We start from the raw sequence: 25,083 nt of genomic DNA on the forward strand, positions 1-25,083 counted from the left end.
TCACGCGAGCGGACCACCGGCCGCGCAATGCCGCACGAAACGCAGCGCCGCCTCCGGTGCTCCCGCCCAGTGGGTGTGCACATAGCTGGCGTGCACACCGCCCTGGACGAAGCCCTCGACCCGCCGCTCCGGCTGCCGCAGGCCCCACGCCGCCGACTCGCCGGCGCCCGGCTCGATCACCGTGCGGTGGAACTCGTGGCCCCGCATCCGCGTCCCGGCCGCCGCGAGCACGCTGTCGCTCACCGCCACCGCGTCCCGGTAGCCGAGCGTCAGCCGCGGCGACATCCGCGCCTCGGCGTCCAGCACCCCGCACATCGGCCGCCCGTCCAGCGACCGCGCCAGATACAACAGCCCGGCACACTCGGCCGCGACGGGCGCCCCGGACGCCGCGAGCCCGGCGACGGCCTTGCGCAGCGCCTCGTTGGCGGACAGCTCCTCGCCGTACACCTCGGGAAAGCCGCCGCCGACGACCAGGCCGCGGGTGCCCTCCGGCAGCACCTCGTCCCGGAGCGGGTCGAAGGTGACGACCTCGGCTCCGGCGGCGGTCAGCAGCTCCGTGTGCTCGGCGTACGAGAAGGTGAAGGCGGCGCCGCTGGCGACCGCCACCCGAGGCGCGGACGCGGCCCGGGGCCCGGCGGGCGCACCCGAGACACCGGCGGGCGGGACGCCCACGGCCTCGGCCGACCACGGCTCCCCGTGCAGCTCCGGCGCCGACCGCGCCAGCGCCAGCAGCGCCTCCAGGTCACAGCCGGCCCGCACCTGCTCCGCCTGCGCCGCCACCGCCTCCACGGCCTGCGCCTGCCGCTCGGCCACCGGCACCAGACCGAGATGCCGCGACGGCGTGGCGACGGCGGGCGCCCGCCGCAGGACGCCGAGGACCGGCACGCCCGACTCCTCCAGCGCCTCCCGCAGCAGCGCCTCGTGCCGGTCGGTCGCGACCTTGTTGAGGATCACCCCGCCGAGCCGCACCTGAGGGTCCCAGGACGCGAAGCCGTGCACGAGCGCCGCCACCGACCGCGACTGCGAGGAGGCGTCCACGACGAGCACCACCGGCGCCCGCAGCAGCTTCGCCACCTGCGCGGTGGAGGCCAGTTCGCCCTGCCCCGCGGCCCCGTCGTACAGGCCCATCACGCCCTCGACGACCGCCAGGTCGCAGCCCCGCGCGCCGTGCGCGAAGAGCGGCGCGATCAGCTCCGTACCGCACATGTACGCGTCGAGGTTGCGGCCCGGACGGCCGGTGGCGAGCGCGTGATAGCCCGGGTCGATGTAGTCCGGGCCGACCTTGTGCGGCGAGACCGCCAGACCACGGCCGGCGAACGCGGCCATCAGGCCGGTCGCCACCGTGGTCTTGCCCGCGCCCGAGGACGGCGCGGCGATGACGAGACGTGCTACCACTCGATGCCCCGCTGGCCCTTCTGACCCGCGTCCATCGGGTGCTTCACCTTCGACATGTCGGTCACCAGGTCGGCGAAGTCCAGCAGCTCCTGCGGCGCGTTCCGGCCGGTGATGACGACGTGCTGCTGCCCGGGACGGTCCCGCAGCACCTCGACCACCTCCGCGGTGTCGATCCAGCCCCAGTGCAGCAGGTACGCGAACTCGTCGAGGACGTAGAACTTGTACCTCTCCTCGGCCAGGTCCCGCTTGACCTGCTCCCAGCCCTCGCGCGCCTTGTCCTCGTGCGACTGCTCGCCCTCGGCGACCTCGCGCTGGATCCAGGACCAGCCCTCGCCCATCTTGTTCCAGACGACCGTGCCGCCCTTGCCGGTCTCGCCGAGCGCCTTGAGCGCGTTCTCCTCGCCCACCCGCCACTTGGCGGACTTGACGAACTGGAACACACCGATCGGCCAGCCCTGGTTCCAGGCGCGCAGCGCCATGCCGAAGGCGGCGGTCGACTTCCCCTTGCCGACACCGGTGTGCACCATCACCAGCGCCCGGTTGCGGCGCTGACGGGTGGTCAGACCGTCGTCCGGAACGACGGTCGGCTGTCCCTTGGGCATTACGCGGCCCTCCTCGTGGCTTGTACGTCCCGGACGAGCCCGGCGATCGAGTCGGCGCGCAGCTCGTCCAAGGTGACGGCGACGCCGTCCAGTTCACGGGCGAGATTCCCGGCGAGGCCGAGCCGCACCGGTCCCGTCTCGCAGTCCACGACCACCGACGTCGTGCCGTCGGCGGCGTGCAGGCGGGCCGCGCGGGCCGCGAGCGCGACCGGGTCGGCGCCGCCGCCGGTCGCCCGGCCGTCGGTCACGACCACGAGCAGCGGGCGGCGCGACGGATCGCGCAGCCGCTCCACCCGCAGCACGTCGTGCGCCTTGAGCAGACCGGCGGAGAGCGGCGTACGCCCGCCGGTCGGCAGCTGTTCCAGCCGGGCCGCGGCCGCGTCGACCGACGAGGTCGGCGGCAGCGCGACCTCCGCGGCCCGGCCGCGGAAAGTGACCAGACCGACCTTGTCGCGCCGCTGATAGGCGTCGAGCAGCAGCGACAGGACGGCGCCCTTGACGGCACTCATCCGCTGCCGGGCCGCCATCGAACCGGACGCGTCGACGACGAACAGCACCAGGTTGCCCTCGCGGCCCTCCCGGGTGGCCTGCCGCAGATCGTCCCGGCGCACCACCAGACCCGGGCCGCTGCGGCCGCGCGCCCGCTGGTGCGGGGCGGCGGCCTGCACGGTCGCGGCCAGGTGCAGCTTGGTCAGGGTGCCGCGCGGGCGGGTCGCGCCGGTGGTCCTGCCGTGCTGGGTGCGGGCCCGGGAACGGCGCCCGGCCGCACCCTCGCCGAGGCCGGGCACGCTGAGCACCTTCGTACGGAAGGGCTCGGCCGCCTTGACCGCGGCGCGCTCACCGGCACCGGGGCCGCCGCTCCGGGGCGCGGGGGCCGGGGCCTCCTCGGGCGCGGCCGCGTCGCTCTCGGGCGCCGGGCCCTCGCCCTGCGGCGGAATCCCGCCTCCGCCGGGACCGCCGTCGGGACCGCCGTCGCCCGGGCCGTCCGGCTCCGGGTCGTCGTCCGGCTCGTCCTCGCCCTTGAACCGCTCCAGCGTCTCGTCCAGCTTGTCCTCGTCCAGACCGGGCGCGTCGAAGGGATTGCGCCGCCGCCGGTGCGGGAGCGCCAGCAGCGCCGCCTGCCGGACGTCCTCGGAGGTGACCTCCGTCCGCCCCGCCCACGCGGCCAGCGCGGTCGCCGTCCGAGCCATCACGATGTCGGCGCGCATGCCGTCCACCTCGAACGCGGCGCAGGTCGCGGCGATCTGCAGCAGCGCCGCGTCGCCGAGCACCACCTGCGGCAGCAGCGCCCGCGCGGCCACGATCCGCGCGCGCAGCGCGGCCTCCTCGTCCGCCCAGCGCGCCGCGAAGGCGGCCGGGTCGTCCTCGAACGCCAGCCGCCGCCGGACCACTTCGACGCGCGGCTCGGGCTCGCGCGAGGCCATGACCTCGACGGTCAGCCCGAACCGGTCGAGCAGCTGCGGCCGCAGCTCGCCCTCCTCCGGGTTCATCGTGCCGACCAGCAGGAACCGGGCCGCGTGCCGCACGGAGACGCCTTCGCGCTCCACGTACGAGGAGCCCATGGCGGCGGCGTCGAGCAGCAGGTCCACGAGGTGGTCGTGGAGGAGATTGACCTCGTCGACGTACAGGATCCCGCGGTGCGCGGCCGCGAGCAGCCCGGGCTCGAAGGCCTTCACGCCCTCCGCCAGCGCCTTCTCGATGTCGAGCGCCCCGACCAGCCGGTCCTCGGAGGCGCCGACGGGCAGTTCGACCATCCGCGCGGGACGGGCGTGCGCCGCGGCGCCGCTCTCGTGCGGCCCGTCCGGGCAGCCCGGATCGGGCGAGGCCGGGTCGCAGCTGAAGCGGCAGCCGGCGACGACCGCCACCTCGGGCAGCAGCTCGGCGAGCGCCCGGACGGCGGTCGACTTGGCGGTCCCCTTCTCACCGCGCACGAGGACACCGCCCACCGCCGGACTGACGGCGTTCAGCAGCAGCGCGAGCCGCAGGTCGTCCATGCCGACGACGGCGGTGAACGGAAAGCGGATGCTCATCGGACGGTCGCTCCTTCGATTCGCGATGCCAGAAACGTCATGACCCGGTCCGGCCGGCGTGCGGGCGCGGTCGCCGGGCGGCCGCGGCCCGCCCTCACGGCGCACCCGGCGGCACGAACGGCAGATCCGCCGGCGGGCCCGACTCGATCAGCTTCCACAGCGCGTCCGTGTCCGCGTGTTCCTCGATCAGGTCGCCGAGGCGGTCCAGCTGTTCCTCCCGCAGGGCGCCGAAGGACGTGTCCGGGGCCGGGACGAAGCGCCGGCCGGCCGCCGCCGCGACCTCGCGGAGGAACGCGCGGCGAAAGCCGTCGCTCTCCAGCGAGCCGTGCCAGTGCGTGCCCCAGACCGCGCCGACGCGGCAGCCGTCCAGGAACGGCTCGCCGCCCAGCACCTCGGCGACGCCGTGGTGGATCTCGTATCCCTCGACCCGCTCGCCGAGCGCCTCGCCGGCCGGCCGGGCCAGGGTCTTCTCGGGCGCGAACCGCACCCGTACGGGCAGCAGGCCGAGCCCGTCGACCGTGCCCGCCTTGGACTCGACCTCGTCGTCGATGCGTTCGCCGAGCGCCTGGAAGCCGCCGCAGACGCCGAGCACCGGCCGGCCCTCGGCGGCGCGCCGCACCAGGGCGTCCGCGAGGCCGCGCTCGCGCAGCCAGGCGAGCGCCTTCACGGTGCCCCGCGTGCCCGGCACGACGGCCAGGTCCGCGTCGGCCAGCTCCTCCGGCCGGTCCACGAAGCGCACGATGACGCCCGGTTCGGCGGCCAGCGCGTCCACGTCGGTGAAGTTGGACATGAGCGGTACGGCGCACACCGCCACCCGCAGCACGTCCTCGCCGACCGGCGGCGCCACCACCGACTCGCGCACCGCGCCCCGCAGCGAGACCCGCAGGCCGTCCTCCTCGTCGATGCCGAGGCCGTGCGCGTACGGCAGCACGCCGAAGGTCCGGCGTCCGGTCAGCCCGTACAGCATGTCCAGGCCCGGTTCGAGCAGCGTCACGTCGCCGCGGAACTTGTTCACCAGATAGCCGGCGACCAGCGCCTGGTCCTCGGGCGAGAGCAGCGCCGTCGTGCCGAAGAACTGGGCGAAGACCCCGCCGCGGTCGATGTCGCCGACCACCACGACGGGCAGCCGCGCGGCCCGCGCGATGCCCATGTTGACGATGTCCGTGCGTCGCAGATTGATCTCGGCCGGGCTCCCGGCGCCTTCGCAGATCACCGCGTCGTACGTGCTCCGCAGCTCCTCCAGGCACGCGAGCACCGGCTCGAACAGCTCCCGCTGCCGTCCGCCGTGATAGCCGCGGGCGCTCAGCTCGCCGACCGGCCTGCCCATGAGCACGACCTGGCTGGAGCGGTCGCTGCCGGGCTTGAGCAGCACCGGGTTCATCAGGGCCGACGGCTCGACGCGCGCGGCCTGCGCCTGCATGGCCTGGGCCCGGCCGATCTCCGCGCCTTCCCTCGTCACGAAGGAGTTCAGGGACATGTTCTGTCCCTTGAACGGCGCGACCTTGACGCCCTGCCGGACCAGCCACCGGCAGATGCCGGCCGTGACGACGCTCTTGCCCGCGTCGGACGTGGTCCCGGCGACGAGCAGCCCCCCGCCCCTCATGCGTTCCTCCGCTTCCTCGCGCTCACCGCGTCCGCGACCAGCCGGCCGCCCGCACAGGCGGCCAGGGCCAGCCAGGTCACCCGGCGGGACAGCCGTACCGCCCGGTCGATGTCGGCCACTTCCACGGCCCGCCCGGCACCGCCGAGCACCGGGCGGTGTTCGACCCGGCCGCCGTACGACAGGGTGCCGCCGAGCCGCACGCCGAGCGCGCCCGCGACGGCGGCCTCGACGGGGCCCGCGTTGGGGCTCGGGTGCTTCGCCGCGTCCTCGCGCCAGGCCTTCGCGGCGCCCCGCGGGTTTCCGCCCGCGAGCGTGGCGAGCACGGCGGTCAGCCGGGCGCCGGGCCAGCCCACGACGTCGTCGAGGCGGGCCGAGGCCCAGCCGAAGCGCCGGTGGCGGGGCGACTTGTGGCCGACCATGGCGTCCAGGGTGTTGACGGCCCGGAAGCCGAGCAGGCCGGGCACGCCCGCGACCGCGCCCCAGAACAGGGCGCCGACGACGGCGTCGGAGGTGTTCTCGGCGACCGACTCGACCACGGCGCGGGCCATCGCGGGCCCGTCGAGCGCCTGCGGGTCGCGGCCGACGAGGTGCGGCATGCGCTCCCGGGCCGTTTCGAGGTCGCCGGCCGCGAGCGCCCCGCCGATCGCGCGGGCCTCGCGGCCCAGGGACGTGCCGCCGACGACGGCCCACACCGAGGCGGCGGTCAGCGCGGCGGAGGCCGTCCGGCCGCCCCGTACCGTACGGGCGGCGAGCGCACCCAGCGCCACGGCGGATCCGGCGCAGACGGCGGTGTGCAGCGCGCCCCAGCCGCGGTGGTCGCGGTGCAGGCGCCTCTCGACGGCGGCCGCCGCCCGGCCGAACGCGGCGACGGGGTGCCCGCGGCGCGGGTCGGCGACGATCACGTCGACGGCGAGGCCGGCGGCCGCTCCGTACACGAAGTCAGCGGTGCTACGGGCAGGTCTGGGCCGGCGGCCGGGCATGTGGGTGTGTCCTCACTCGGGGTCCGCGCCCCGGGTCGACGTGACCGGCGGCGAGAGTTCCTGACTTCCGGACCTCTCGGATCCGGTCACAGTGGCGGGACCGCGCCGGAATCGCACCGGGCTTCCTCTCCTTGCCGCCGTCATGGCTGATGGCCCCGGCAGTCCACCACGGCCCGCGAACACCCGTCAACTCACCCTTGACCTGCGCCGGGTCACTGTGCGAAGCACCACAAACACGGCGGCCGGGGGGGGGGGGCCCCCCCGGGGGGGGGGGGGGCGGGGCGGCGCGGGGGCGGGGGGGGGGGGGCGGCGGGGGGGGGGCCCCCCCCGGGGGGGGCCCCCCCCCCGGCCGGAAGGACGCCGTGCGTCAGCCGTGCGTCGTCAGACGACGATCAGATAGATGCCGTACGCCACGGCCGCCGCGCACAGCGCGAAGCAGGCCCAGGCGCCGGTGCGGGCCAGCGGCGCGGAGCCGCCGGCGGCCGCGGCCTGCTCCTGCTTGCCGAGGCCGACGACACCGAGGGTGAAGAGGCCCACGAGGGCGACGGTCGCCACGAGGCTGACTCCGAAGACGGAGCCGAGAGCTGCCCAGTCGATCTTCATGTGCTTGGTTTCCAGTTCCTCAGACCGCGGCGGCGGGGGCCGGGGGAGCGGCGGGGTCCGCGGGGTTCGGGGCGGGGATGGTGGCCTTCAGGTCCTCGTCCGTGACGGCGGCGACGGAGCCGGCCGGCGGCGGCGGGGTGACGGCGGCGATGGCGGTGGTGACGACGCCCGCGGGCTCGGCGTCGGCCTCGACGTCGTTGACGTTGGTGTGGTCGACCACCTGGCGGCGGGAGATCAGCCAGATGCCGAGGCAGGAGGCGACCAGGAAGGCCGCGACGACGTAGACGCCCCAGGCGCCCTGGCGGGCGACGTACTCGGCGCCCGCGCCGACCAGGCCGGCGGCCGGCAGGGTCAGGCCCCACGCGACGAACATGCGGGTGGCGGTCGACCAGCGGACCACGCCGCCCTTGCGGCCGAGACCGGCGCCCATCACACCGCCCGAGACGACGTGCGTGGTGGAGAGCGAGAAGCCGAGGTGGGAGGAGGCCAGGATGGTGGTGGCCGCGCTGGTCTGGGCGGCGAAGCCCTGCTGCGGCTGGAGGTCCGTGAGGCCCTTGCCCATGGTGCGGATGATGCGCCAGCCGCCGAGGTAGGTGCCGAGCGCGATCGCCAGGCCGGCGGAGACGATGACCCAGACCGGCGGGTTGGAGCCGGGGGCGAGGACGCCGCCGGCGACCAGGGCGAGGGTGATGATGCCCATGGTCTTCTGGGCGTCGTTGGTGCCGTGGGCGAGTGAGACGAGGCCGGCGGAGGCGATCTGGCCGGCCCGGTAGCCCTTCTCCGTGGTCTTCTCGTGCGCGTTCCGGCCGAGGCGGTACGTCAGGCGCGCGGCGAGCAGCGAGGCCAGGCCGGCGACGATCGGGGCGGCGACGGCCGGCAGGAGCACCTTGCTGACGACGACCTCGCCGTTGACGCCGCTGACGCCGATCGCGGCGACGGTGGCACCGATGAGGCCGCCCATGAGGGCGTGGGAGGAGCTGGACGGCAGGCCGACCAGCCAGGTCACCAGGTTCCAGAGGATCGCGCCCACGAGGGCGGCGAGGATGACTTCGGGCTGGATGCCCTCCTCGTTGACGAGTCCCTTGGAGATCGTGTTGGCAACCTCCACCGACAGGAACGCACCGACCAGGTTCAGCACGGCGGACATGGCCACCGCCGTCTTGGGCTTGAGGGCACCGGTCGAGATGGTGGTGGCCATCGCGTTGGCGGTGTCGTGGAAACCGTTCGTGAAATCGAACACGAGAGCTGTCACGACCACAATGGCGAGCAGCAGCGTGATGTGTTCCATTTACCCAGGCAATCGTTTGACGTCAGTGGCTCGTCGAACGTAGGCAACCTGAGTGAACGGAAGGTGAACTGGGCCGGGCGTCATGGTGACTCTCATCGGCGCCGCGGATTCCGCTTACGGCCCGGGCGGCGCCGGCGTCCACGATGCGGTCATGGTGCGACCCCGGGTAATCCGTACGTTTCCCGGGCGGATGCGACTCGCCTCCCTTCCGCCGCGCTCGTCCCGTATCGCCCCGTGGACCACATCAGTCGCACGGAGGACCCGCCGAGATGGCGTGAAGGAGACCCACGTCACTCGAAGGAGGGCCCGCCCGGTGGCACGGAGAGGGCGTCCTGCGGACACTGGGAGCGTGCGCCCGGCTACAGCGACGGCAGCGGCCGTCACCACAGTGATCGGTCTCGGCGTGGCCGCGGTGGCGGCCGGCCGCTACGCCAGCGACGCCGCCCTCGGGGTGCCGTCGGGGCGGCCCTTCCCCGGCGACCCCAGACTCACCGTGCACGCCACGGGACCCGGCCGCATCACCCTCACCCGCAGTCTCGCGGCCCTGCGCCCCGGCACGTACGGGATCGAGGCCGACGGCCTGCACGCCGTCGTCGGTCCCGTCCTCGACCGGGTCCCGCACACCGCCGACACCGTGGTGCGCCGGCTCGAACGGGTCGAGCTCGGCGCCCTCGCGCCCGGCACCCGGGTCCGCCTCACGCCCCAGCTGCACCGCGGCACGCCCGAGACCGCCCTCGGCCTGGGCCACGAGGACGTCGAGATCCCCGGCGAGCTCGGCGTCCTGCCGGCCTGGATCGTCCCCGGTGCCCACCCCACCTGGGTGATCGCCCTGCACGGCCTCGGCACCACCCGGGAACAGCCGCTCAACCTGGTGCCCTTCCTCCAGCGCCGGCAGATCCCCGTCCTCGTCCCCACCTACCGCGGCGACACGGGCGCGCCCGCCGCGCCCGACGGCCTCGCCCACCTCGGCGACTCCGAGTGGCGCGACGTCGACGCCGCCATCCGCTACGCCGTCCGCCGCGGCGCGGCCGACGTCGTCCTGCACGGCTGGGGCACCGGCGCCGCCATGGCCCTGCACGCCGCCGCGAACTCCGGGGTGCGCGACCGGATCCGCGGCCTCGTCCTCGACTCACCGGTCCTCGACTGGGAGGCCACCCTGCGCAACCTCGCCGCCGCCCGCCGGGTGCCCGGGCCGCTCCTGCCGCTCACCGTGCGCGCCGCCCAGGGCCGCACCGGGCTCCACGGCGACCGGCTCCAGGAGGCCGCCGACCCCGACGCCCTGCGCGTCCCGACGCTCCTCTTCCACGGCCCCGACGACACCCTCGCGCCCTGGGACCGCTCCCGCCGCCTGGCCGAGCTCCGTCCGGACCTGGTCACCCTCACCACGGTCCGCGACGCCCCGCACGCGGCCATGTGGAACGCCGACCCGGTCCGCTACGAGGAGGCCCTCCGCCGCTTCCTCACCCCGCTCGTCTAGCGCCGGGCGCCTGCCCTTCCGGCGCCGGGCCCCTGCTCGTCTAGCGCCGGGTGCGGCTCCCGGGTGCGGCTCCCGGGCGCCGCGCAGGTGCCTCCCGGGCGCCTCCCAGGCGCCGGAGCCCGCGGCCCGAGACCGCTCCCGGGCGCCGAAGCCCGGGGCCGGGCGGCGGCGTTGCGGATTCCGATTGGGCTTTCGGGCCGTCAGCGGGAAGACTGCCCCCGTGACGTCTCGAAAGCCCGATGAACCATTGGCGCGCAACTCCAGACTCCGACTCGTCCGTCCGCGGCCGCTCGCCACCGCGCGCAAGGCCGTGGCGACCCGGCGCACCCGCCCGGCACCCCGGCCGCCCGAGGGGACACCGCCCCGCGCGGAACTGGCCCGCCAGGCGCGCGCCGTCCTCGCGGACGCGGTGCGCATCGCCCGCTGGGCCGCCGAGGGACGGCACGCCGAGACGGCACTCCCGGACGGGGAACAGGCCGCCGCCGCACTGGATCTGACACCCGGGCAGGCCCGGGCCGGCTGGGACCGGGCCCGGCTCGCCGGCCTCGTCGAGCTGCACGGCGGCACCGCCCGCCCCGGCTGGCGGCTGACCGCCTGGGACCGCGACGACTCCGCCGTGCTGCGCGGCTGGGTCGCGCTGTTCGACGCCTGGTCGCTGGCGCACCCGGCTCCCGAGGACGTGGCGCCCGGCGCCGTCGCCGAGGTCGTCGAGGCCGTTCCCCAGGTCCTCTCGCTGCTCCAGCTCTCCGCCGGGCCCGTCGCCGTGCCCAGCCTGCTCGACCTGCTGCGGCAGCGCGTCGACGAACTCCGCGAGGAGCGCTGCGAGGTCCCGGGACCCGGCGACACCGCCCCGCCGGTGGTCGCCGCCGAGGGCCTGCCGGCCCTGCTCGACTGGGCCCTGGCCGGCCTCGAGGCCGTCGGCGCCCTCACGCTCGGCGAGGACCACGCCACCCTCACCCCGCTCGGCAACTGGGCGGTCTGGGTCAAGCTGGAGCAGATCTGCGTCGCCGCCCAGAGCCCGGCCGGCAACATCGAGCACTCCGCCGAGGAGATGCTCCGCGGCTGCGCCCGGCTCACACCGGGCCCGGCCCGTGACGAGTACCGCGCCTGGCTGGCCGCCCGCACCCTCTCCAGCGCGGTCGCCGAACTCCTCGCCGTCGCCCGCGGCGAGGACGCCCTGCTGCGCGGCCTCGCCTTCGAGGCCCTGCGGGTCGTCGGCGCCCCGGCCGAGCCCGAGGTCAGGGCCGCCCTCGAGGAGCCCTCGCTCCGCCCGTACGCGCTGCTGTGGCTCGCGGAGTACGAGGGCGCCGACCCGGACGCGGCCCCGGAGGTCCTCACCCGCGAGGAGGCCACCTGGCTCTGGGTGGACACCGCGGCGGCCGTCGCCGACCACGGCGAGAGCGCCCTGCTCGTACGGCACCTCGACTCGGCCGTCCAGGGCACCGTCCCGGCCCTCCTCGACGAGGTCCGCGCGGTCGGCCATCCCCGCACCGTCCAGGTCCTCGTCGCCCTCGCCGCCGCCCACCCCGACCCGGCCCTGGCGAAGGCGGTCCGCCGGGCTGCCTTCCAGGTCCACACGGGCGGGGCCTGAACGGCCCCGGGCCCGGCAGGCGGTCTAGCCCGAGGCGCCGGGGGCGTACGTCCCGAAGCTCCAGACGTTGCCCTCGGCGTCCCGGGCCATGTAGTCCCGGGAGCCGTAGTCCTGGTCGGTGGGCGGCATGACGATCTCGACGCCGTGGGCGACGGCGCGGGCGTGGTGCTCGTCGACGTCGTCCACGCGGACGTACACCCCGGCCGGGCCGGCACCCGTCATGACCTTGTCGAACACGCTGTCCGTGCCCGTGCTGCCGACCATCACCATCCCGTTGCCGTGCGAGAGCTCGGCGTGCGCGACGCGGCCGTCCTCCGTCTCGTACACGGCGGTGGCCGTGAAGCCGAAGGCCTCCGTGAGCACGCGGATCGCGGCCTTCGCGTCCTCGTACTTCAGGGTCGGACAGATGTCGGGTGCCTCAGCCATCCCGATCACTCCCTTTCGATGTGATCTGGATCTTCGATGTGACCTGGATCTCAGTCTGGCAGCCGCCACCGACAACGCGCCCCGGTCGCCGCGCGGTCAGCGGAAGGTGTCGCAGCGCGCCATGTCGCCGGTCCTGTAGCCGGTGGCGAACCACTGCTGCCGCTGCGCCGCCGAGCCGTGCGTCCAGTTCTCCGGGGTCACCCGGCCCTGGAAGCGCTCCTGGATCCGGTCGTCGCCGACGGCCGCCGCCGCGTCCAGACCGTCGCGGATGTCGTCCTCGGTGAGCCGGGTGAGCAGCGGCCGGCCGGTCCTGTCGTCCGGGGTGGTCGTGGCGTGCCGGGCCCAGACGCCCGCGTAACAGTCGGCCTGGAGCTCGACCCTCACCGCGTTGGAGTGCGCGCCGGTCCGGCCGTCCTGGGCGCGCGCGAGGGTGCCGGTCAGGTTCTGCACGTGGTGGCCGTACTCGTGCGCCACCACGTACGCCTGCGCGAAGGGCCCGCCGGACGAGCCGAAGGTGGTGCGCAGCTCGTCGAAGAAGCCGAGGTCGAGATAGACCTGCCGGTCGCCGGGGCAGTAGAACGGGCCGACCGCCGAGGTGGCCTGGCCGCAGGCGGTGGGCACCTGCCGGCTGAACATGACCGTCGAGGCCTGCGCATAGCGCCCGCCGCGCCGCGCGTACTCGGCCCGCCAGTAGTCCTGGACGCTGTTGACGACCGCCACGATCCGGCAGTCGTCGCGGGTGTTCGCGTCCGAGCCCTTCCGGCAGGTCCGGCCGACCTGGCTCGCCGACGAGGCGGTCGCGGCCGGGGGCTCGCCGCCCGAGGACAGGCCCAGCTGGTCGGGCCCCACGCCGAAGAGGAGGCCGAGGACCAGGGCGATCAGGCCGATGATCCCGCCGCCGACGGTGGCCCTGCCGCCCGGGAGGCGACTGCCCCGGACGTCCTTGACCTCCGAGGTGTCCAGGTTGGCGTCGTCGTCGAACTGCATGGCCACCGCCCTCCGCGCGTCTCTGCCGAGTATCAGGGAGGGCCGTGACGTACACCCTTTTTGCGTGGCATGCGGGGTGTGTGGGGAATGTCGCGAAATGCCCTGCCTGTGATCTGTGGCCTAAAAGCAGTTGCAGAGGCCCGTTAGACTGGCCGTATGGCCATTCTCCCCGTGCATTAGCGGCGTCGAAGCCCGACCCAGCCGTCCTTCCGCCGTTTCCCACCGCCCTGGAGTCTGTCCGTGATCACCGCTTCCGGCATCGAGCTGCGCGCCGGCGCCCGCGTCCTCATCGAGTCCGCTTCCTTCCGCGTCGCCAAGGGCGACCGCATCGGCCTGGTCGGCCGCAACGGAGCGGGCAAGACGACCCTCACCAAGTGCCTGGCGGGCGAGGGCCAGCCGGCCGGCGGCACCATCTCCCGCTCCGGCGAGGTCGGCTACCTCCCGCAGGACCCGCGCACCGGCGACCTCGACGTCCTCGCCCGCGACCGGATCCTCTCCGCCCGCGGCCTCGACGTCCTGCTGCGCAAGATGCGGCAGAACGAGGAGCGCATCGCCACCGGCTCCGGCGCCACCCGCGAGAAGGCCCTCAAGCAGTACGAGCGCCAGGAGACCGAGTTCCTCACCAAGGGCGGTTACGCCGCCGAGGCCGAGGCCTCCACCATCGCCGCCGCGCTCGGCCTGCCCGACCGCGTCCTCGGCCAGCCGCTGCACACCCTCTCCGGCGGTCAGCGCCGCCGCATCGAGCTCGCCCGCATCCTCTTCTCCGACGCGGACACCCTGCTGCTCGACGAGCCGACCAACCACCTCGACGCCGACTCGATCGTCTGGCTGCGCGACTACCTGAAGACCTACCGCGGCGGCTTCATCGTCATCTCCCACGACGTCGACCTCGTCGAGACCGTCGTCAACAAGGTCTTCTACCTGGACGCCAACCGCTCCACCATCGACGTCTACAACATGGGCTGGAAGCTCTACCAGCAGCAGCGCGAGGCCGACGAGAAGCGCCGCAGGCGCGAGCGCCAGAACGCCGAGAAGAAGGCCGCCGCGCTCAACTCGCAGGCCGACAAGATGCGCGCCAAGGCCACCAAGACGGTCGCCGCGCAGAACATGGCCAAGCGCGCCGAGCGCCTGCTCTCCGGCCTGGAGGCGGTCCGGGTCTCCGACAAGGTCGCCAAGCTCCGCTTCCCGGAGCCCGCGCCCTGCGGCAAGACCCCGCTCACCGCGGAGGGCCTGTCCAAGTCGTACGGGTCACTGGAAATCTTCACCGATGTGAACCTCGCCATCGACAAGGGCTCCCGCGTCGTCATCCTCGGCCTCAACGGCGCCGGCAAGACGACCCTGCTCCGCCTCCTCGGCGGCGTCGAGCAGCCCGACACCGGCCAGGTCACTCCCGGCCACGGCCTCAAGCTCGGCTACTACGCGCAGGAGCACGAGACCCTCGACCCGGAGCGCACGGTCCTGGAGAACATGCGCTCGGCCGCGCCCGACCTCGACCTGGTCGAGGTGCGCAAGGTGCTCGGTTCCTTCCTCTTCTCCGGCGACGACGTCGACAAGCCGGCCGGGGTGCTCTCCGGCGGCGAGAAGACCCGGCTCGCGCTCGCGACCCTGGTCGTCTCCTCGGCGAACGTGCTGCTCCTCGACGAGCCGACCAACAACCTGGACCCGGCCAGCCGCGAGGAGATCCTCGGCGCGCTGCGCACGTACAAGGGCGCGGTCGTGCTCGTCACCCACGACGAGGGCGCCGTCGAGGCGCTCGACCCTGAGCGGATCATCCTGCTCCCGGACGGTGTCGAGGACCTGTGGGGCGCCGACTACGCGGACCTGGTCGCCCTGGCCTGACCGCGCACGCCCGGACCGATCATGCCGGGCTGGATCATTCGGCTCATGGGTGATCCTTCATCTGAGTGAGAGCGTCTCGTACCTCCGGCGCGGGCCCTGCGGAATCCTTCCGCCAGGTCCCGCGCCGCACTCGTTCCTCCGCAGGCGCGCTGACCTGCCACTTCGCGGCGGGACAGGCACGGGAGCGGCTCCCGGAGCGAGCGGAATGATCAATTCCGATCGTGGCGGTCCGTAGCGCTCGGCCCAAGCGAATGGCACGGACCTTGTCGAATGGGTGGCCAGGACGCACGGGAGGGGTGATCATGAGAAGTCCAGAGCGCACTTCCCATGAGGAGGCACGGGTGGCCGAGACTCTGAAGAAGGGCAGCCGGGTGACCGGCGCCGCGCGCGACAAGCTCGCGGCAGACCTGAAGAAGAAGTACGACTCCGGTGCGAGCATCCGGGCGCTGGCCGAGGAAACCGGCCGCTCCTACGGGTTCGTCCACCGGATGCTCAGCGAGTCCGGAGTGACGCTGCGTGGACGCGGCGGAGCGACACGGGGCAAGAAGGCGGCCTCGGCCTGACATCGGGGCGGCTCGACCGGTCCACCGGGTCTCTCGGTGGCCACCCGGTCGACCGTGCGGTCGGCCGGGTGGTTACTGTGCAGTCACTTAGCATCGTTTTCAGTGCTGCACCGGAACCGGAGGCGCCCCATGACCACGCTCGACGACTCCGAGCACGTAGAGCTCGTTTTCGACAAGGACGGTGTACGGCTCACCATCGAGGACGCCGTCGCCACGGTGACCCTGACCAATCCGGCGAAGCGCAACGCCCAGTCTCCCGCTCTGTGGCGGGCGTTGACGGAGGCCGGCCGGTCGCTGCCGGGCGACGTCCGGATCGTCGTCCTGCGCGGTGAGGGCAAGTCCTTCTCCGCCGGACTCGACCGTCAGGCCTTCACGCCCGAGGGCTTCGACGGCGAGCCGTCCTTCCTCGACCTCGCACGCGGTTCCGACGAGGACCTCGACGCGGTCATCGCCGAGTACCAGGACGCGTTCACCTGGTGGCGGCGCGGCGACATCGTGTCGATCGCGGCCGTCCAGGGCCACGCGATCGGCGCGGGCTTCCAGCTCGCGCTCGCCTGCGACCTGCGGGTCGTCGCCGACGACGTGCAGTTCGCCATGCGCGAGACCAGCCTGGGCCTGGTCCCCGACCTCACCGGCACGCACCCGCTGGTCTCCCTCGTGGGCTACGCCCGCGCCCTGGAGATCTGCGCCACCGGCCGGTTCGTCCACGCCGAGGAGGCCGAGCGCATCGGCCTGGCCAACATCGCCGTGCCCGGCACCGAACTCGACGCCGCCGTACGGGACTTGAGCGCCGCACTGCTGGCCGCGCCGCGCTCTGCGGTCATCGAGACCAAGGCCCTGCTCCAGGGCGTCTCCGGCCGTTCGTACGAGGAGCAGCGCGTCGCCGAGCGCGCCGCCCAGGCCCGACGCCTGCGCGACCTCGCGGGCCTCGGCGACTGAGACCGCCGACGGGCGCCGCGCCGTGCTCGCGGGTCCGGCCGCCTGCGGCGCGGCGGGACCACGCCAGCCCGACCTGCGGCGCGGGTGGACCACCCCGGCCTCGGCGACCGAGGCGGCCGGGCGGGCGCCGCGCCGTGCGGAACCTCGCGGGTCCGCCCTGCGGTGCGGCGGGACCACGCCGGCCTCGGCGACCGTGCAGTCCGAACGGGCGCCGTGCCGTGCGGGACCTCGCGGGTCCGACCGGCGGTGCGGCGCCGCATCCGGTGGAGGCTCAGCGCAGCTCCGACACCAGCAGCGTGACCCTCGCCGTCTCCGGGGCGGCGGCGGTCACGCCGGTCCGGACCGCCCGGACGACGTCGAGCGGCCGATGGCCCTCGGTCACCGCCACCTCGACGCGCAGCTGACCGGGGCCGGTCCGCCGCAGCGGCGGGCCGAAGGCGTCGGTCAGCGCCGCGACGCCCGGGACCGCGAGAGCCGCGAACGCGGCGGGATCCTCCGGCGTGGGCGGCGTCGTTCGCCCGAGTGGCGGAGCGGGGGCCGGGAAATCCGCGGGCTCTTCGACCAGGTCCGTGATCCGCAGGTCCACCTCGGCGACCTTGAGGCCGAGGATCCCCTCCGCCGCGGCGAGGAGCGCGACCCGCAGCCGCCCCGAGAGGTCCGGCAAGGGATGCCCCACCACCGCCGCGAAGTCCAGCACGACCCGCAGCTCCCCATGGGGCAGCCCGCCCGGCGGCACCGCGAATCCACCCGCGGGCGGGGCGGGCGCGTCGGGCGCGGCGGCGCCTCCCGCCTCGGCCGCCGCTCCGGCCGGCCCGGCCGCCCCGCCCGCCTCCGGCGGCCCCGCCGCCCCGATCGGCCCTGTCCGTCCCGCCGGTTCGTCGGCGAGGTGGAAGCGGGGCCGGCCCGGCAGCACTCCGCGTACGTTCCGGGCGGCCGTCACGAGCAGAGCCCGTACCGCGCTTTCAGCGATCCACGCGCCGTCGGACGCTCCGCCGAGCGGCAGCAGCCGGTCCGTCGTGCGCCACACCTCAGCTGTCGTCATTCCTCCAGCCTGCCGCATCCCCGGCGCGAGATCGGGTAAGCGGCCTTAATGTGAGCGAATGAGGTGAAGTCGGACAGAAGGGATGGGTTGCGATGGCCGACAGTGTGCGTTCCGAGCAGCAGGGCCAGACCTCCGTGACCAAGCGCGGTGGCGGCGACCCCGCATCGCGGGGCCGGACCACGATCGCCGACGGGGTCGTCGAGAAGATCGCCGGCATGGCCGCGCGCGACGTCGTCGGCGTCCACGCCATGGGCAGCGGACTCTCCCGCACCCTCGGCGCGGTCCGCGACCGCGTGCCCGGCGGTGGCGGCACCAAGGCGGGCGTCACCCGCGGAGTCAAGGCCGAGGTCGGCGAGGTGCAGACCGCGCTCGACCTGGAGATCGTCATCGAGTACGGCGTCTCCATCGCCGAGGTCGCCGGCGCCGTCCGCGAGAACGTCATCGCCGCTGTCGAGCGCATGACGGGCCTCGAGGTCGTGGAGGTCAACATCGCCGTCAGCGACGTCAAGCTGCCCGAGGACGAGGAAGAAGAGCCGGAGACACGGCTCCAGTAGCGGACGGCCGTACGGCGGAAAGGGCTCAGCATGAGCATGGCGGTGGTCGGTCTGGTGGCCGGCATGGCGCTTGGTTTCGCCGGATATTTCGGCGGCTTCGGCGCGTTCGTCCTCGTCGCCGCCCTGGGAGCGATCGGCTTCGTCGCCGGCCGCTTCCTCGACGGGGACCTGGAAGCGGGCGACTTCTTCCGGGGCCGTGAGCGCGGCGACCGGCGGCGGTGACGGGGGTGGCGGACCTGGTGGAACAGCGGGCGGACCGGGTGGGAGCGGCGGCCCGGGGAGCGACCACGATCGCCGACCGGGTCGTCGCGAAGATCGCCGCGCAGGCGGCCCGCGAGGCCCTGACCGCCCTGCCCAAGGGCGGCTCGGCTCCGCACGCCTCGGTGGTCGTCCACCGTGACGTCGCGCGGGTCTCGGTCAGCGTCGAACTCGACTATCCCTCCGACATCGGCCGCCAGTGCGGTGCCGTCCGCGGCAGGGTCCGGCACCGGGTGGAGGAACTCGCGGGCATCGAGGTCCACGAGGTGTCCGTCCACGTCGAGCGGCTGCACTCCCCGCACACGGCCCACGACCGGACCCACGAAAGGTTGCGATGAACACCCCGCGGCCCGCACCCGGGCCCCCACCCTCCGGCTCCGGCTCCGGTTCCGGCGCCGAGGCCCCGTCGGGCCCCGAGGCCGGGCCCGCCGTCAAGGCCGCGCCGGGTCCCGGATCCGTACGTCGCGACGACGCCGACCGGCGGCGGGAGGACTCGCCGCCGGGCCCGCGCGTACGCCGCTTCTGGGCCGTACGGCGCATCCCGGCCGCGATCCTCGCCGCCGTCGTCCTCGGCGGCGCCGGACTGCTCCTCTACGACATCGCGGCCGTCCGCGCCGAACGCAGCGCCATGGCCTGGCGCCGCTCGCTCGCCGATGAGCTCGCCACCCGGCACCTCGACGACACCTGGGTGATCGTCGGCGCGGCCGTCGCCATGGCCCTCGGCCTCTGGCTCCTCGTCCTCGCCGCCACTCCCGGCCTGCGCGCCGTGCTGCCCATGCGCCGCGAGCACCAGGACGTGCGCGCCGGCCTCGACCGCGAGGCCGCCGGGCTCGCCCTGCGCGACCGCGCCATGGAGGTCTCCGGCGTGCGGTCGGTACGGGTCAAGACCGGCCGCAGGAAAGTGGCCGTCCGCGCCGTCTCGCACTTCCGCGAACTCGACGAGGTGCGCGGCGACCTGGAGACCGTCCTCGCGGCCGGCATCGACGAACTGGGCCTGGCCCGTCCGCCGGCCCTGACCGTGCGGGTGGCCAGGCCGCCCAGGAAGGGGTGAGCGGCATGTCCGTCGTGCTGCGGCGCGTCAACCGGATCGTGCTGGCGCTGGCCGGGCTGGTGCTCGTCGTTCTCGGCGGGGCCGTGCTCGCGGCCGCCCTCGACCTGTCCGTCCCGTCCTGGTGGCCCTGGTCGGGCCCCGACGACGTGCTGCTCACCCGCTCCCAGCGGCAGCACTGGCGCGGCGAGAGCTGGTGGTGGCCGACCGTCATCGCCGTGCTCGGGCTCGTCGTGCTGCTCGCCCTGTGGTGGCTGGTGGTCCAGTTCCGGCGGGCCCGGCTCCGCGAGGTCCTCGTGGACAGCGGCGACGGCGAGGAGGCCGTGCTGCGCGGCCGGGCCCTGGAGGACGTCCTGGAGGCGGACGCGACGGCGCAGGAGGGCGTGGCCCGGGCCAAGGTGATGCTCACCGGCCGCCGCACCGCGCCGCGCGGCCGCGTCGCGCTCCTCCTGGAGCCCTACGCCGCCCCGGCCGAGGCCCTGACCACGCTCGCCTCCGACGCCCTCGGCCACGCCCGCACCTCCACCGGCCTCGCCGCCCTCCCCACCGAGGCCCGCCTCCGCGCCGCCAAACACCGCGCCCGCCGCGTCACCTGACCCGCCCCCCGACAGGCCCCCCACCCGTCCCGCGACCGCCCGACGGCCCGGCTCGCCCACCAGGCACCCGCGCCTCGCGGGCACTCGACCGAAGCCGGCCGGTACCCGGCAAGCGGCCGACGGCCCGGCTCGCCCACCAGGCACCCGCGCGGCCGGCGCTCGCCGACCCGCGCGGCCCGCGCCCCCGCAGGCGCCCCCGCCCGGCAGGCGCCGGCCGACGGCAGGTCAGAAGCCGCTGCGGGCGCCGCCGTCCACCGGGAGCATGACGCCCGTCAGGTAGGAGGCGGCGGGCGAGAGCAGGAACGCGGCCGTGCGGCCGAACTCGTCGGGGGTGCCGTAGCGGCGCAGCGGGATCGTGGCCTCGTTCGCCGCGCGGGTCGCCTCCGCGTCCCCGGACATCGCGTCCAGCGAGCGCACCCGGTCGGTGTCGATCCGGCTCGGGAGCAGGCCGACCACCCGGATCCCGCGCGGGCCGAGGTCGTTGGCGAGGGACTTGGCGAAGCCGGCCAGGCCGGGCCGCAGGCCGTTGGAGATGGCCAGGCCCGGGATCGGCTCGTGCACCGAGGCGGACAGCACGAAGCCGATCACGCCGCCCTCCGGCAGCGCCTCCGCCGCCGCCCGCGCCAGCCGCACCGCGCCCAGGAAGACGGTGTCGAACGCGCTCGCCCACTGCTCGTCGGAGTTGTCCGCCGCGAAGCCCGGCGCCGGGCCGCCCACGCTGATGAGGATGCCGTCGAAGCCGCCGAACCGGGACCGCGCCTCCGCGATCAGCCGCGCCGGGGCCTCCGGGTCGGCGTTGTCCGCGGCGACGCCCGCCGCGTCCGGGCCGAGCGCGGCCGCCGCCTCGGCGACCGTCTTCTCCTCCCGCCCGGTCAGCAGCACCTTCGCGCCCTCCGCGAGCAGCGCCTCCGCCGAGGCCCGGCCGAGCCCTCGGGTCGCGCCGGTCACCACGTACACACGGTCCTTCAGTCCAAGATCCATGCGCCTATCCTGCCGCCTCGTCCTCCACGGCGGCCAGCGCGAGCGCGGTGTTCACCAGGCCGATGTGGCTGAAGGCCTGCGGATAGTTCCCCAGCTGCCGCCCCGTCGCCGGGTCGTACTCCTCCGCGAGCAGCCCGACGTCGCTGCACAGCACGACGAGCCGCTCGAACAGCTCCCGCGCCTCCTTCACCCGGCCGGTCAGCCGCAGCGCGTCCGCCATCCAGAACGAGCACACCAGGAAGGTGCCCTCCTGCCCGGGCAGGCCGTCGATCGCGGCGCCGGTCGCCGAGTAGCGGCGCACGAAGCCGCCCTGCGTCAGCTCCGCCCGTACCGCGTCGACCGTCCCGATCACCCGCGGATCGTCCGGCGGCAGGAAGCCCACCTGCGGGATCAGCAGCGTCGCCGCGTCCAGCTCGCGCGAGCCGTACGCCTGGGTGAAGGTGTTGCGCTCCGGGTCGTAGCCCTTCGCGCAGACCTCCGCGTGGATCTCGTCCCGCATCGCCCGCCAGCGCGCCGCGTCGCCCGGCAGCGAGGGATCGCGGTCCAGCGTGCGCACCGCGCGGTCGGCCGCCACCCAGGCCATCACCTTGGAGTGCACGAAGTGCCGGCGCGGCCCGCGCACCTCCCACAGCCCCTCGTCCGGCTCGCGCCAGGTCGACTCCAGGAAGCCGAGCAGGCTCAGCTGGAGGTTCCACGCGTGCCGCTGCGCCGGGATCCCGGCCTCCCGGGCCCGGTGCAGCGAGTCCATCACCTCGCCGTACACGTCGAGCTGGAACTGCTCCACGGCCGCGTTGCCGATCCGCACCGGCGCCGAGTCCGCGTAACCGCGCAGCCACGGCAGCACCATCTCGGGCAGCCGGCGCTCGCCCGCCGGCCCGTACATGATCTGCAGGTCGGCCGGATCGCCGGCCACCGCGCGCAGCAGCCAGTCGCGCCAGGCCGCCGCCTCCTCGACGTAGCCCGCGGACAGCAGCGCGCCGAGCGTGAGCGAGGAGTCGCGCAGCCAGCAGGCCCGGTAGTCCCAGTTGCGCACGCCGCCCAGTTCCTCCGGCAGGGAGGTGGTGGGCGCGGCGACGATGCCGCCGGTCGGGGCGTAGGTGAGCGCCTTCAGGGTGATCAGGGAACGCAGCACGGTCTCCCGGTAGGGACCGGTGTACGTGCACCGGGCCGCCCACTCCCGCCAGTCGGCGAGCGACTGCTCCAGGGCCTCGAAGGGGTCGACGAGGTCGGGGCGCGGCTCGTGGGAGGGATGCCAGGTGAGGACGAAGGCCACCTTCTCGCCGGCCGAGACCTTGAACGACGAGCAGGTCGCGAACTGCTGGCCCCAGGTCTTCACCGGCGGCTCGCTGCGCAGCCATACGGAGTCGGGTCCGGCGACCGCGACCCGGTGGCCGTCGGCGCGCCGCACCCACGGCACGATCGAGCCGTAGTCGAAGCGCAGCCGCAGCGTCGCGTTCATCTCCACTGTGCCCTCGACGCCCTCCACGATGCGCATCACGTCGGGCGCCTGGTCGCGCTGGGGCATGAAGTCGACGACCTTGACCGTGCCCGTACGGGTCTCCCAATACGTCTCCAGGACCAGGGAGTCCTCGGCGTAGCGGCGGCTCGTGCAGGTCGTGGCGCCCTTGGGCGCGATCGTCCAGTGGCCGTTCTCCTCGTCGCCGATGAGGGCGGCGAAGCAGGCCGCCGAGTCGAAACGGGGCAGACACAGCCAGTCGATCGACCCGTCGCGGCCGACGAGCGCGGCGGTCTGGAGATCCCCGATGAGGGCGTAGTCGTCGATACGTTGCGTCACGCTTTGGGCTGTTCCCGGAAGCGGCGACGGTCAATCAGGCCGACGGGCGGAGTGGCGCAGGCCTCACGCCGAGGCGGTGGCCGGCTCGGCCGTCCCACCCGGTCCGTCCGCTCCGTCCGTCCCGTCCGCTCCGTTCGTCCCGCCCGGCCCGGCGGTGTCGTCCGGTCCGGCGGTGTCGTCACCCGTGGCGCCGTCCGCTGCCTCCGCCTCGCGGGCCTCCGCCTCGCGGGCCTCCGCCTCGCGCGCCGCGGCCTGGCGGTCGCGCTTCTCGCGCCGGACCAGGATCACCCAGCCCACCGGCACGCCGGCCGAGAACAGCCACCACTGCACGGCGTACGCCATGTGCGAGCCGATCGAGTCGTGATCGGGATCGGGGATCAGCTCGGGCGTGTCGCCGGCCGGCTTCGGGGCGGTCTGCTCGATGTAGCCGCCGAGGACGCTGCGGCCGAGCAGCGCGGCCTGCTGCGCGCTGTTGATCAGCATGACCTGACGGTCCGGCAGGCCCTTGAGGTCCTTGATGCCGCTGGCGCCGGTCGTCTCGTCGGGCATCAGCCGGCCGGTGACCGTCACCTCGCCCTTGGGCGCGGGCGGCACGTCCGGATAGGCGCGCTGGTCGCCGGCGGCCTCGATCCAGCCGCGGTTGACCATGACGACCTTGCCGTCCTTCAGGACCAGCGGGGTCAGGACGTGCACGCCGACCCGCTCGTCGGACGAGACGCGCCGGCGCACGACGACCTCGTGCGCGGTGTCGAAGGTGCCGGTGGCGGTGACGTGGCGCCAGTAGTCCGGGCGCGGGACGGTGTGTCCGGGCGAGGTGAGCCGCTCGACGGGGACGGGCTTCGCGTCGAGGTTGTCCGCGATCAGGGTGTTCTGGGCGACCCGGTGCTCGTGCCGGTGGAACTGCCAGAAGCCCAGCTCGATCATCACGGGGATGAGGACGAGGGCCAGGAGGGTGAGGATCACCCACTGCCGGGACAACAGGAAGCGGTACACCCCATGACCGTACCTCTGGGGCCACGGGGTGACCGCACGGGGGTTCCGGTCGCCGGGCGACCGACCGGAGGATCGTTTCGTCACACCTTGTCGACGATGCCCACCTTCCCCTCCGCACGGGCGCAGTGGCCCCCGCAGTACCAGTTGCCCTCGACCTCGACGCCCTGGCCGATGATCTGGACCCGGCAGTGCTCGCAGATGGGCGCCATGCGGTGGATGGCGCAGGCGAAGCAGTCGAAGACGTGCACCGCGCCCTGCGCGTGCACCTCGAAGGACATGCCGTAATCGTTTCCGCAGACCTCACAACGTGCCATGCGCCACAGGGTGGCGCCGGCGGCGGGCGAAGGCGGGACGGCACGCCCGGCCTTCGCCCGCCGGTCACTCGTCTGCCGTCACCGGCCCGCCGCCACCCGCCCGCGGCCGCAGCCGGGCAGCGCGCGCCGGCGGGCGCGCGTCGTCGTCGCCGCCCGTCGCCACGCTCCCGCCGTCACCCGCCCGTCGTCACTCGTCCGCCGGGGCCACGTCCCTCAGGAGCTGGGTGTAGGCGGCCTCGTCGACGATCGGCGTGCCGAAGGCCTTCGCCTTGACCGTCTTGGAGGTGGCCGCGTCCGGGTCGTTGGTGACCAGCAGGCTGGTGAGCCGCGACACACTCGTCGCCACGTGCAGGCCCGCGTCGGCCGTGCGGTCCTCCAGCAGTTCGCGGTCGACCGAGGTGTCGCCCGAGAAGGCCACCCGCATGCCCTGCTTGAGTGGTTTGTCCGACTCGTAACGTCCCGGGTTCGGATACGGGCACGGCGGCCGCTTCCGCGAGGGCCGCCAGGTGTTGGACCGGTACGAGGCCTGATAGCCGATCCGCGGCCGCTCCGGTCCCGAGGCCCACTCGGTGAGCGGACGGCACTCGAGCAGCGGCAGCCGCACGTTCCGCTCGGCGGCCGCGTGCAGACTCGGCCGGAACGCCTCCGCGAGCACTCGCGCGTCGTCAAGGGCGTTGTGCGCCCGCTGCTGCACCACGCCGAAGTGCGCGGCCAGCGACTCCAGCTTGTGGTTCGGCAGCGGCAGCGCCAGCTCCTTGGAAAGGGCGATGGTGCACAGCCGCTGGCGCACCGGCGCCGTCCGCTCGGCCCGGGCGTACTCACGGGCGATCATCTGCCAGTCGAACATGGCGTTGTGCGCGACCAGCACCCGGCCGTCGAGCCGCGCCGCGAACTCCTCGGCGATGTCTGCGAAGAGCGGCGCGCCCTCCAGCACGTCACTGGTCAGCCCGTGGATCCACACCGGGCCCGGGTCCCGCTCGGGATTGACCAGCGTGTACCAGTGGTCCTCCACGTCGCCGTGGACGTCGAGGCGGTAGACGGCAGCCGACACTATCCGGTCGTCGCGGGCGAGGCCGGTGGTCTCCACGTCGACGACCGCGTACCCCTGTGGGTAGGCGGCCGGCCACGTCGCTGCTGTCGTACGGTCGTCGAGCATGGTCACTGAGAATACGGGCCGCC

At 74.5% G+C, this 25,083-nt stretch carries 25 protein-coding genes and 1 riboswitch; of the genes, 10 read left to right on the forward strand and 15 right to left on the reverse strand.

The genetic code is table 11. The annotated features are described in order from the left end of the window. The 7 genes from ACIGO8_RS22085 to ACIGO8_RS22115 form a co-directional block, all read right to left on the reverse strand. Positions 1-1,395 (reverse strand): cobyrinate a,c-diamide synthase, encoded by a 1,395-nt coding sequence (locus tag ACIGO8_RS22085; RefSeq protein ID WP_399733150.1) that lies wholly within the window; start codon positions 1,393-1,395, stop codon positions 1-3. Further along, positions 1,389-1,997, reverse strand: a complete 609-nt coding sequence (gene cobO, locus ACIGO8_RS22090) for a cob(I)yrinic acid a,c-diamide adenosyltransferase (protein WP_399733153.1) — start codon at positions 1,995-1,997, stop codon at positions 1,389-1,391. The genes ACIGO8_RS22085 and cobO overlap by 7 nt, the downstream gene beginning before the upstream one ends. Continuing rightward, positions 1,997-4,027: a putative cobaltochelatase gene (locus ACIGO8_RS22095; protein ID WP_399733156.1), complete on the reverse strand. Its 2,031-nt coding sequence runs from the start codon at positions 4,025-4,027 to the stop codon at positions 1,997-1,999. Before ACIGO8_RS22095 ends, cobO begins: the two co-directional genes overlap by 1 nt. Before the next feature lie 94 nt (positions 4,028-4,121). Next, positions 4,122-5,630, reverse strand: a complete 1,509-nt coding sequence (locus ACIGO8_RS22100; RefSeq protein WP_399733158.1) for a cobyric acid synthase — start codon at positions 5,628-5,630, stop codon at positions 4,122-4,124. Further along, complete coding sequence (locus ACIGO8_RS22105) at positions 5,627-6,610, reverse strand: cobalamin biosynthesis protein (RefSeq protein ID WP_399733161.1); 984 nt, start codon at positions 6,608-6,610, stop codon at positions 5,627-5,629. The genes ACIGO8_RS22100 and ACIGO8_RS22105 overlap by 4 nt, the downstream gene beginning before the upstream one ends. Before the next feature lie 31 nt (positions 6,611-6,641). Then, positions 6,642-6,764, reverse strand: a riboswitch (cobalamin riboswitch). Positions 6,765-6,991: 227 nt separating this feature from the next. After that, positions 6,992-7,213 (reverse strand): hypothetical protein, encoded by a 222-nt coding sequence (locus ACIGO8_RS22110; RefSeq protein ID WP_399733164.1) that lies wholly within the window; start codon positions 7,211-7,213, stop codon positions 6,992-6,994. Positions 7,214-7,232: 19 nt separating this feature from the next. After that, positions 7,233-8,501 carry an anion permease gene (locus tag ACIGO8_RS22115; RefSeq protein WP_399733167.1) on the reverse strand — a complete coding sequence of 423 codons (1,269 nt, stop codon included), beginning with the start codon at positions 8,499-8,501 and terminating at the stop codon, positions 7,233-7,235. Between the two features lie 349 nt (positions 8,502-8,850). Here ACIGO8_RS22115 and ACIGO8_RS22120 point away from each other — a divergent pair, with 349 nt between their 5' ends. Both ACIGO8_RS22120 and ACIGO8_RS22125 read left to right on the forward strand, forming a co-directional pair. Then, positions 8,851-9,978, forward strand: coding sequence for an alpha/beta hydrolase (locus ACIGO8_RS22120; RefSeq protein ID WP_399733170.1), 1,128 nt, complete (start codon positions 8,851-8,853; stop codon positions 9,976-9,978). 220 nt (positions 9,979-10,198) lie between these two features. Further along, positions 10,199-11,569 (forward strand): hypothetical protein, encoded by a 1,371-nt coding sequence (locus ACIGO8_RS22125; protein ID WP_399733173.1) that lies wholly within the window; start codon positions 10,199-10,201, stop codon positions 11,567-11,569. A 24-nt stretch (positions 11,570-11,593) separates the two neighbouring features. Here ACIGO8_RS22125 and ACIGO8_RS22130 read toward each other — a convergent pair whose 3' ends face one another. Both ACIGO8_RS22130 and ACIGO8_RS22135 read right to left on the reverse strand, forming a co-directional pair. Beyond that, positions 11,594-11,995 (reverse strand): VOC family protein, encoded by a 402-nt coding sequence (locus ACIGO8_RS22130; protein WP_399733176.1) that lies wholly within the window; start codon positions 11,993-11,995, stop codon positions 11,594-11,596. A 96-nt stretch (positions 11,996-12,091) separates the two neighbouring features. Further along, positions 12,092-12,982: a neutral zinc metallopeptidase gene (locus ACIGO8_RS22135; RefSeq protein WP_399733179.1), complete on the reverse strand. Its 891-nt coding sequence runs from the start codon at positions 12,980-12,982 to the stop codon at positions 12,092-12,094. Between the two features lie 240 nt (positions 12,983-13,222). Here ACIGO8_RS22135 and ACIGO8_RS22140 point away from each other — a divergent pair, with 240 nt between their 5' ends. From ACIGO8_RS22140 to ACIGO8_RS22150, 3 genes are all read left to right on the forward strand, one after another. Beyond that, the gene (locus ACIGO8_RS22140) at positions 13,223-14,821 is read left to right on the forward strand and encodes an ABC-F family ATP-binding cassette domain-containing protein (RefSeq protein WP_399733182.1); all 1,599 of its coding nucleotides are present in this window, start codon (positions 13,223-13,225) and stop codon (positions 14,819-14,821) included. Positions 14,822-15,162: 341 nt separating this feature from the next. Next, positions 15,163-15,384 (forward strand): helix-turn-helix domain-containing protein, encoded by a 222-nt coding sequence (locus tag ACIGO8_RS22145; RefSeq protein ID WP_006123601.1) that lies wholly within the window; start codon positions 15,163-15,165, stop codon positions 15,382-15,384. A 129-nt stretch (positions 15,385-15,513) separates the two neighbouring features. Continuing rightward, a complete protein-coding gene (locus ACIGO8_RS22150; RefSeq protein WP_399733185.1) occupies positions 15,514-16,323 on the forward strand; it encodes an enoyl-CoA hydratase/isomerase family protein in 810 nt (269 codons plus the stop codon). A 271-nt stretch (positions 16,324-16,594) separates the two neighbouring features. Here ACIGO8_RS22150 and ACIGO8_RS22155 read toward each other — a convergent pair whose 3' ends face one another. Then, positions 16,595-17,365, reverse strand: a complete 771-nt coding sequence (locus tag ACIGO8_RS22155) for a hypothetical protein (RefSeq protein WP_399733188.1) — start codon at positions 17,363-17,365, stop codon at positions 16,595-16,597. A gap of 92 nt (positions 17,366-17,457) precedes the next feature. Between ACIGO8_RS22155 and ACIGO8_RS22160 the strand changes: the two genes are divergently transcribed. Genes ACIGO8_RS22160 through amaP form a run of 5 tightly spaced genes read left to right on the forward strand, consistent with a single transcriptional unit; the run spans position 17,458 to position 19,821 of the window. Continuing rightward, positions 17,458-17,919: an Asp23/Gls24 family envelope stress response protein gene (locus ACIGO8_RS22160; RefSeq protein ID WP_399733191.1), complete on the forward strand. Its 462-nt coding sequence runs from the start codon at positions 17,458-17,460 to the stop codon at positions 17,917-17,919. Positions 17,920-17,949: 30 nt separating this feature from the next. Next, positions 17,950-18,141 carry a hypothetical protein gene (locus ACIGO8_RS22165; protein WP_399733194.1) on the forward strand — a complete coding sequence of 64 codons (192 nt, stop codon included), beginning with the start codon at positions 17,950-17,952 and terminating at the stop codon, positions 18,139-18,141. Beyond that, entirely contained in the window at positions 18,138-18,515 is a 378-nt protein-coding gene (locus ACIGO8_RS22170; RefSeq protein WP_399733196.1) for an Asp23/Gls24 family envelope stress response protein, read from the forward strand. The genes ACIGO8_RS22165 and ACIGO8_RS22170 overlap by 4 nt, the downstream gene beginning before the upstream one ends. Beyond that, positions 18,512-19,228, forward strand: a complete 717-nt coding sequence (locus tag ACIGO8_RS22175) for a DUF6286 domain-containing protein (RefSeq protein WP_399733199.1) — start codon at positions 18,512-18,514, stop codon at positions 19,226-19,228. Before ACIGO8_RS22170 ends, ACIGO8_RS22175 begins: the two co-directional genes overlap by 4 nt. Positions 19,229-19,233: 5 nt before the next feature. Next, the gene (gene amaP / locus ACIGO8_RS22180; RefSeq protein ID WP_399733202.1) at positions 19,234-19,821 is read left to right on the forward strand and encodes an alkaline shock response membrane anchor protein AmaP; all 588 of its coding nucleotides are present in this window, start codon (positions 19,234-19,236) and stop codon (positions 19,819-19,821) included. A 225-nt stretch (positions 19,822-20,046) separates the two neighbouring features. Here the strand turns inward: amaP and ACIGO8_RS22185 are convergent, their stop codons facing one another. The 5 genes from ACIGO8_RS22185 to ACIGO8_RS22205 all read right to left on the reverse strand — a co-directional run bounded on the left by ACIGO8_RS22185 (position 20,047) and on the right by ACIGO8_RS22205 (position 25,066). Beyond that, positions 20,047-20,802, reverse strand: a complete 756-nt coding sequence (locus ACIGO8_RS22185) for an SDR family oxidoreductase (RefSeq protein ID WP_399733205.1) — start codon at positions 20,800-20,802, stop codon at positions 20,047-20,049. 4 nt (positions 20,803-20,806) lie between these two features. Further along, positions 20,807-22,597, reverse strand: coding sequence for a glycoside hydrolase family 15 protein (locus ACIGO8_RS22190; protein WP_399733208.1), 1,791 nt, complete (start codon positions 22,595-22,597; stop codon positions 20,807-20,809). 63 nt (positions 22,598-22,660) lie between these two features. Further along, the gene (locus tag ACIGO8_RS22195; protein WP_399733211.1) at positions 22,661-23,590 is read right to left on the reverse strand and encodes an SURF1 family protein; all 930 of its coding nucleotides are present in this window, start codon (positions 23,588-23,590) and stop codon (positions 22,661-22,663) included. Between the two features lie 80 nt (positions 23,591-23,670). Further along, a complete protein-coding gene (locus ACIGO8_RS22200) occupies positions 23,671-23,904 on the reverse strand; it encodes a hypothetical protein (RefSeq protein ID WP_393647220.1) in 234 nt (77 codons plus the stop codon). Between the two features lie 187 nt (positions 23,905-24,091). Next, on the reverse strand, positions 24,092-25,066 hold the full coding sequence (locus ACIGO8_RS22205; RefSeq protein WP_399733213.1) for a DEDDh family exonuclease: 975 nt from the start codon (positions 25,064-25,066) through the stop codon (positions 24,092-24,094). Between the last annotated feature and the right edge of the window lie 17 nt (positions 25,067-25,083).

It is taken from the genome of Streptomyces sp. NPDC053493, from assembly GCF_044544825.1.
Lineage (GTDB): Bacteria > Actinomycetota > Actinomycetes > Streptomycetales > Streptomycetaceae > Streptomyces.

Bases quoted from the DNA above. Each gene is read 5' to 3' on its own strand.
- cobO (WP_399733153.1), bottom strand. From the start codon at position 1,997: ATGCCCAAGGGACAGCCGACCGTCGTTCCGGACGACGGTCTGACCACC.
- ACIGO8_RS22095 (WP_399733156.1), bottom strand. From the start codon at position 4,027: ATGAGCATCCGCTTTCCGTTCACCGCCGTCGTCGGCATGGACGACCTG.
- ACIGO8_RS22100 (WP_399733158.1), bottom strand. From the start codon at position 5,630: ATGAGGGGCGGGGGGCTGCTCGTCGCCGGGACCACGTCCGACGCGGGC.
- ACIGO8_RS22105 (WP_399733161.1), bottom strand. From the start codon at position 6,610: ATGCCCGGCCGCCGGCCCAGACCTGCCCGTAGCACCGCTGACTTCGTG.
- ACIGO8_RS22110 (WP_399733164.1), bottom strand. From the start codon at position 7,213: ATGAAGATCGACTGGGCAGCTCTCGGCTCCGTCTTCGGAGTCAGCCTC.
- ACIGO8_RS22115 (WP_399733167.1), bottom strand. From the start codon at position 8,501: ATGGAACACATCACGCTGCTGCTCGCCATTGTGGTCGTGACAGCTCTC.
- ACIGO8_RS22130 (WP_399733176.1), bottom strand. From the start codon at position 11,995: ATGGCTGAGGCACCCGACATCTGTCCGACCCTGAAGTACGAGGACGCG.
- ACIGO8_RS22135 (WP_399733179.1), bottom strand. From the start codon at position 12,982: ATGCAGTTCGACGACGACGCCAACCTGGACACCTCGGAGGTCAAGGAC.
- ACIGO8_RS22150 (WP_399733185.1), top strand. From the start codon at position 15,514: ATGACCACGCTCGACGACTCCGAGCACGTAGAGCTCGTTTTCGACAAG.
- ACIGO8_RS22155 (WP_399733188.1), bottom strand. From the start codon at position 17,365: ATGACGACAGCTGAGGTGTGGCGCACGACGGACCGGCTGCTGCCGCTC.
- ACIGO8_RS22160 (WP_399733191.1), top strand. From the start codon at position 17,458: ATGGCCGACAGTGTGCGTTCCGAGCAGCAGGGCCAGACCTCCGTGACC.
- ACIGO8_RS22165 (WP_399733194.1), top strand. From the start codon at position 17,950: ATGAGCATGGCGGTGGTCGGTCTGGTGGCCGGCATGGCGCTTGGTTTC.
- ACIGO8_RS22175 (WP_399733199.1), top strand. From the start codon at position 18,512: ATGAACACCCCGCGGCCCGCACCCGGGCCCCCACCCTCCGGCTCCGGC.
- amaP (WP_399733202.1), top strand. From the start codon at position 19,234: ATGTCCGTCGTGCTGCGGCGCGTCAACCGGATCGTGCTGGCGCTGGCC.
- ACIGO8_RS22185 (WP_399733205.1), bottom strand. From the start codon at position 20,802: ATGGATCTTGGACTGAAGGACCGTGTGTACGTGGTGACCGGCGCGACC.
- ACIGO8_RS22200 (WP_393647220.1), bottom strand. From the start codon at position 23,904: ATGGCACGTTGTGAGGTCTGCGGAAACGATTACGGCATGTCCTTCGAG.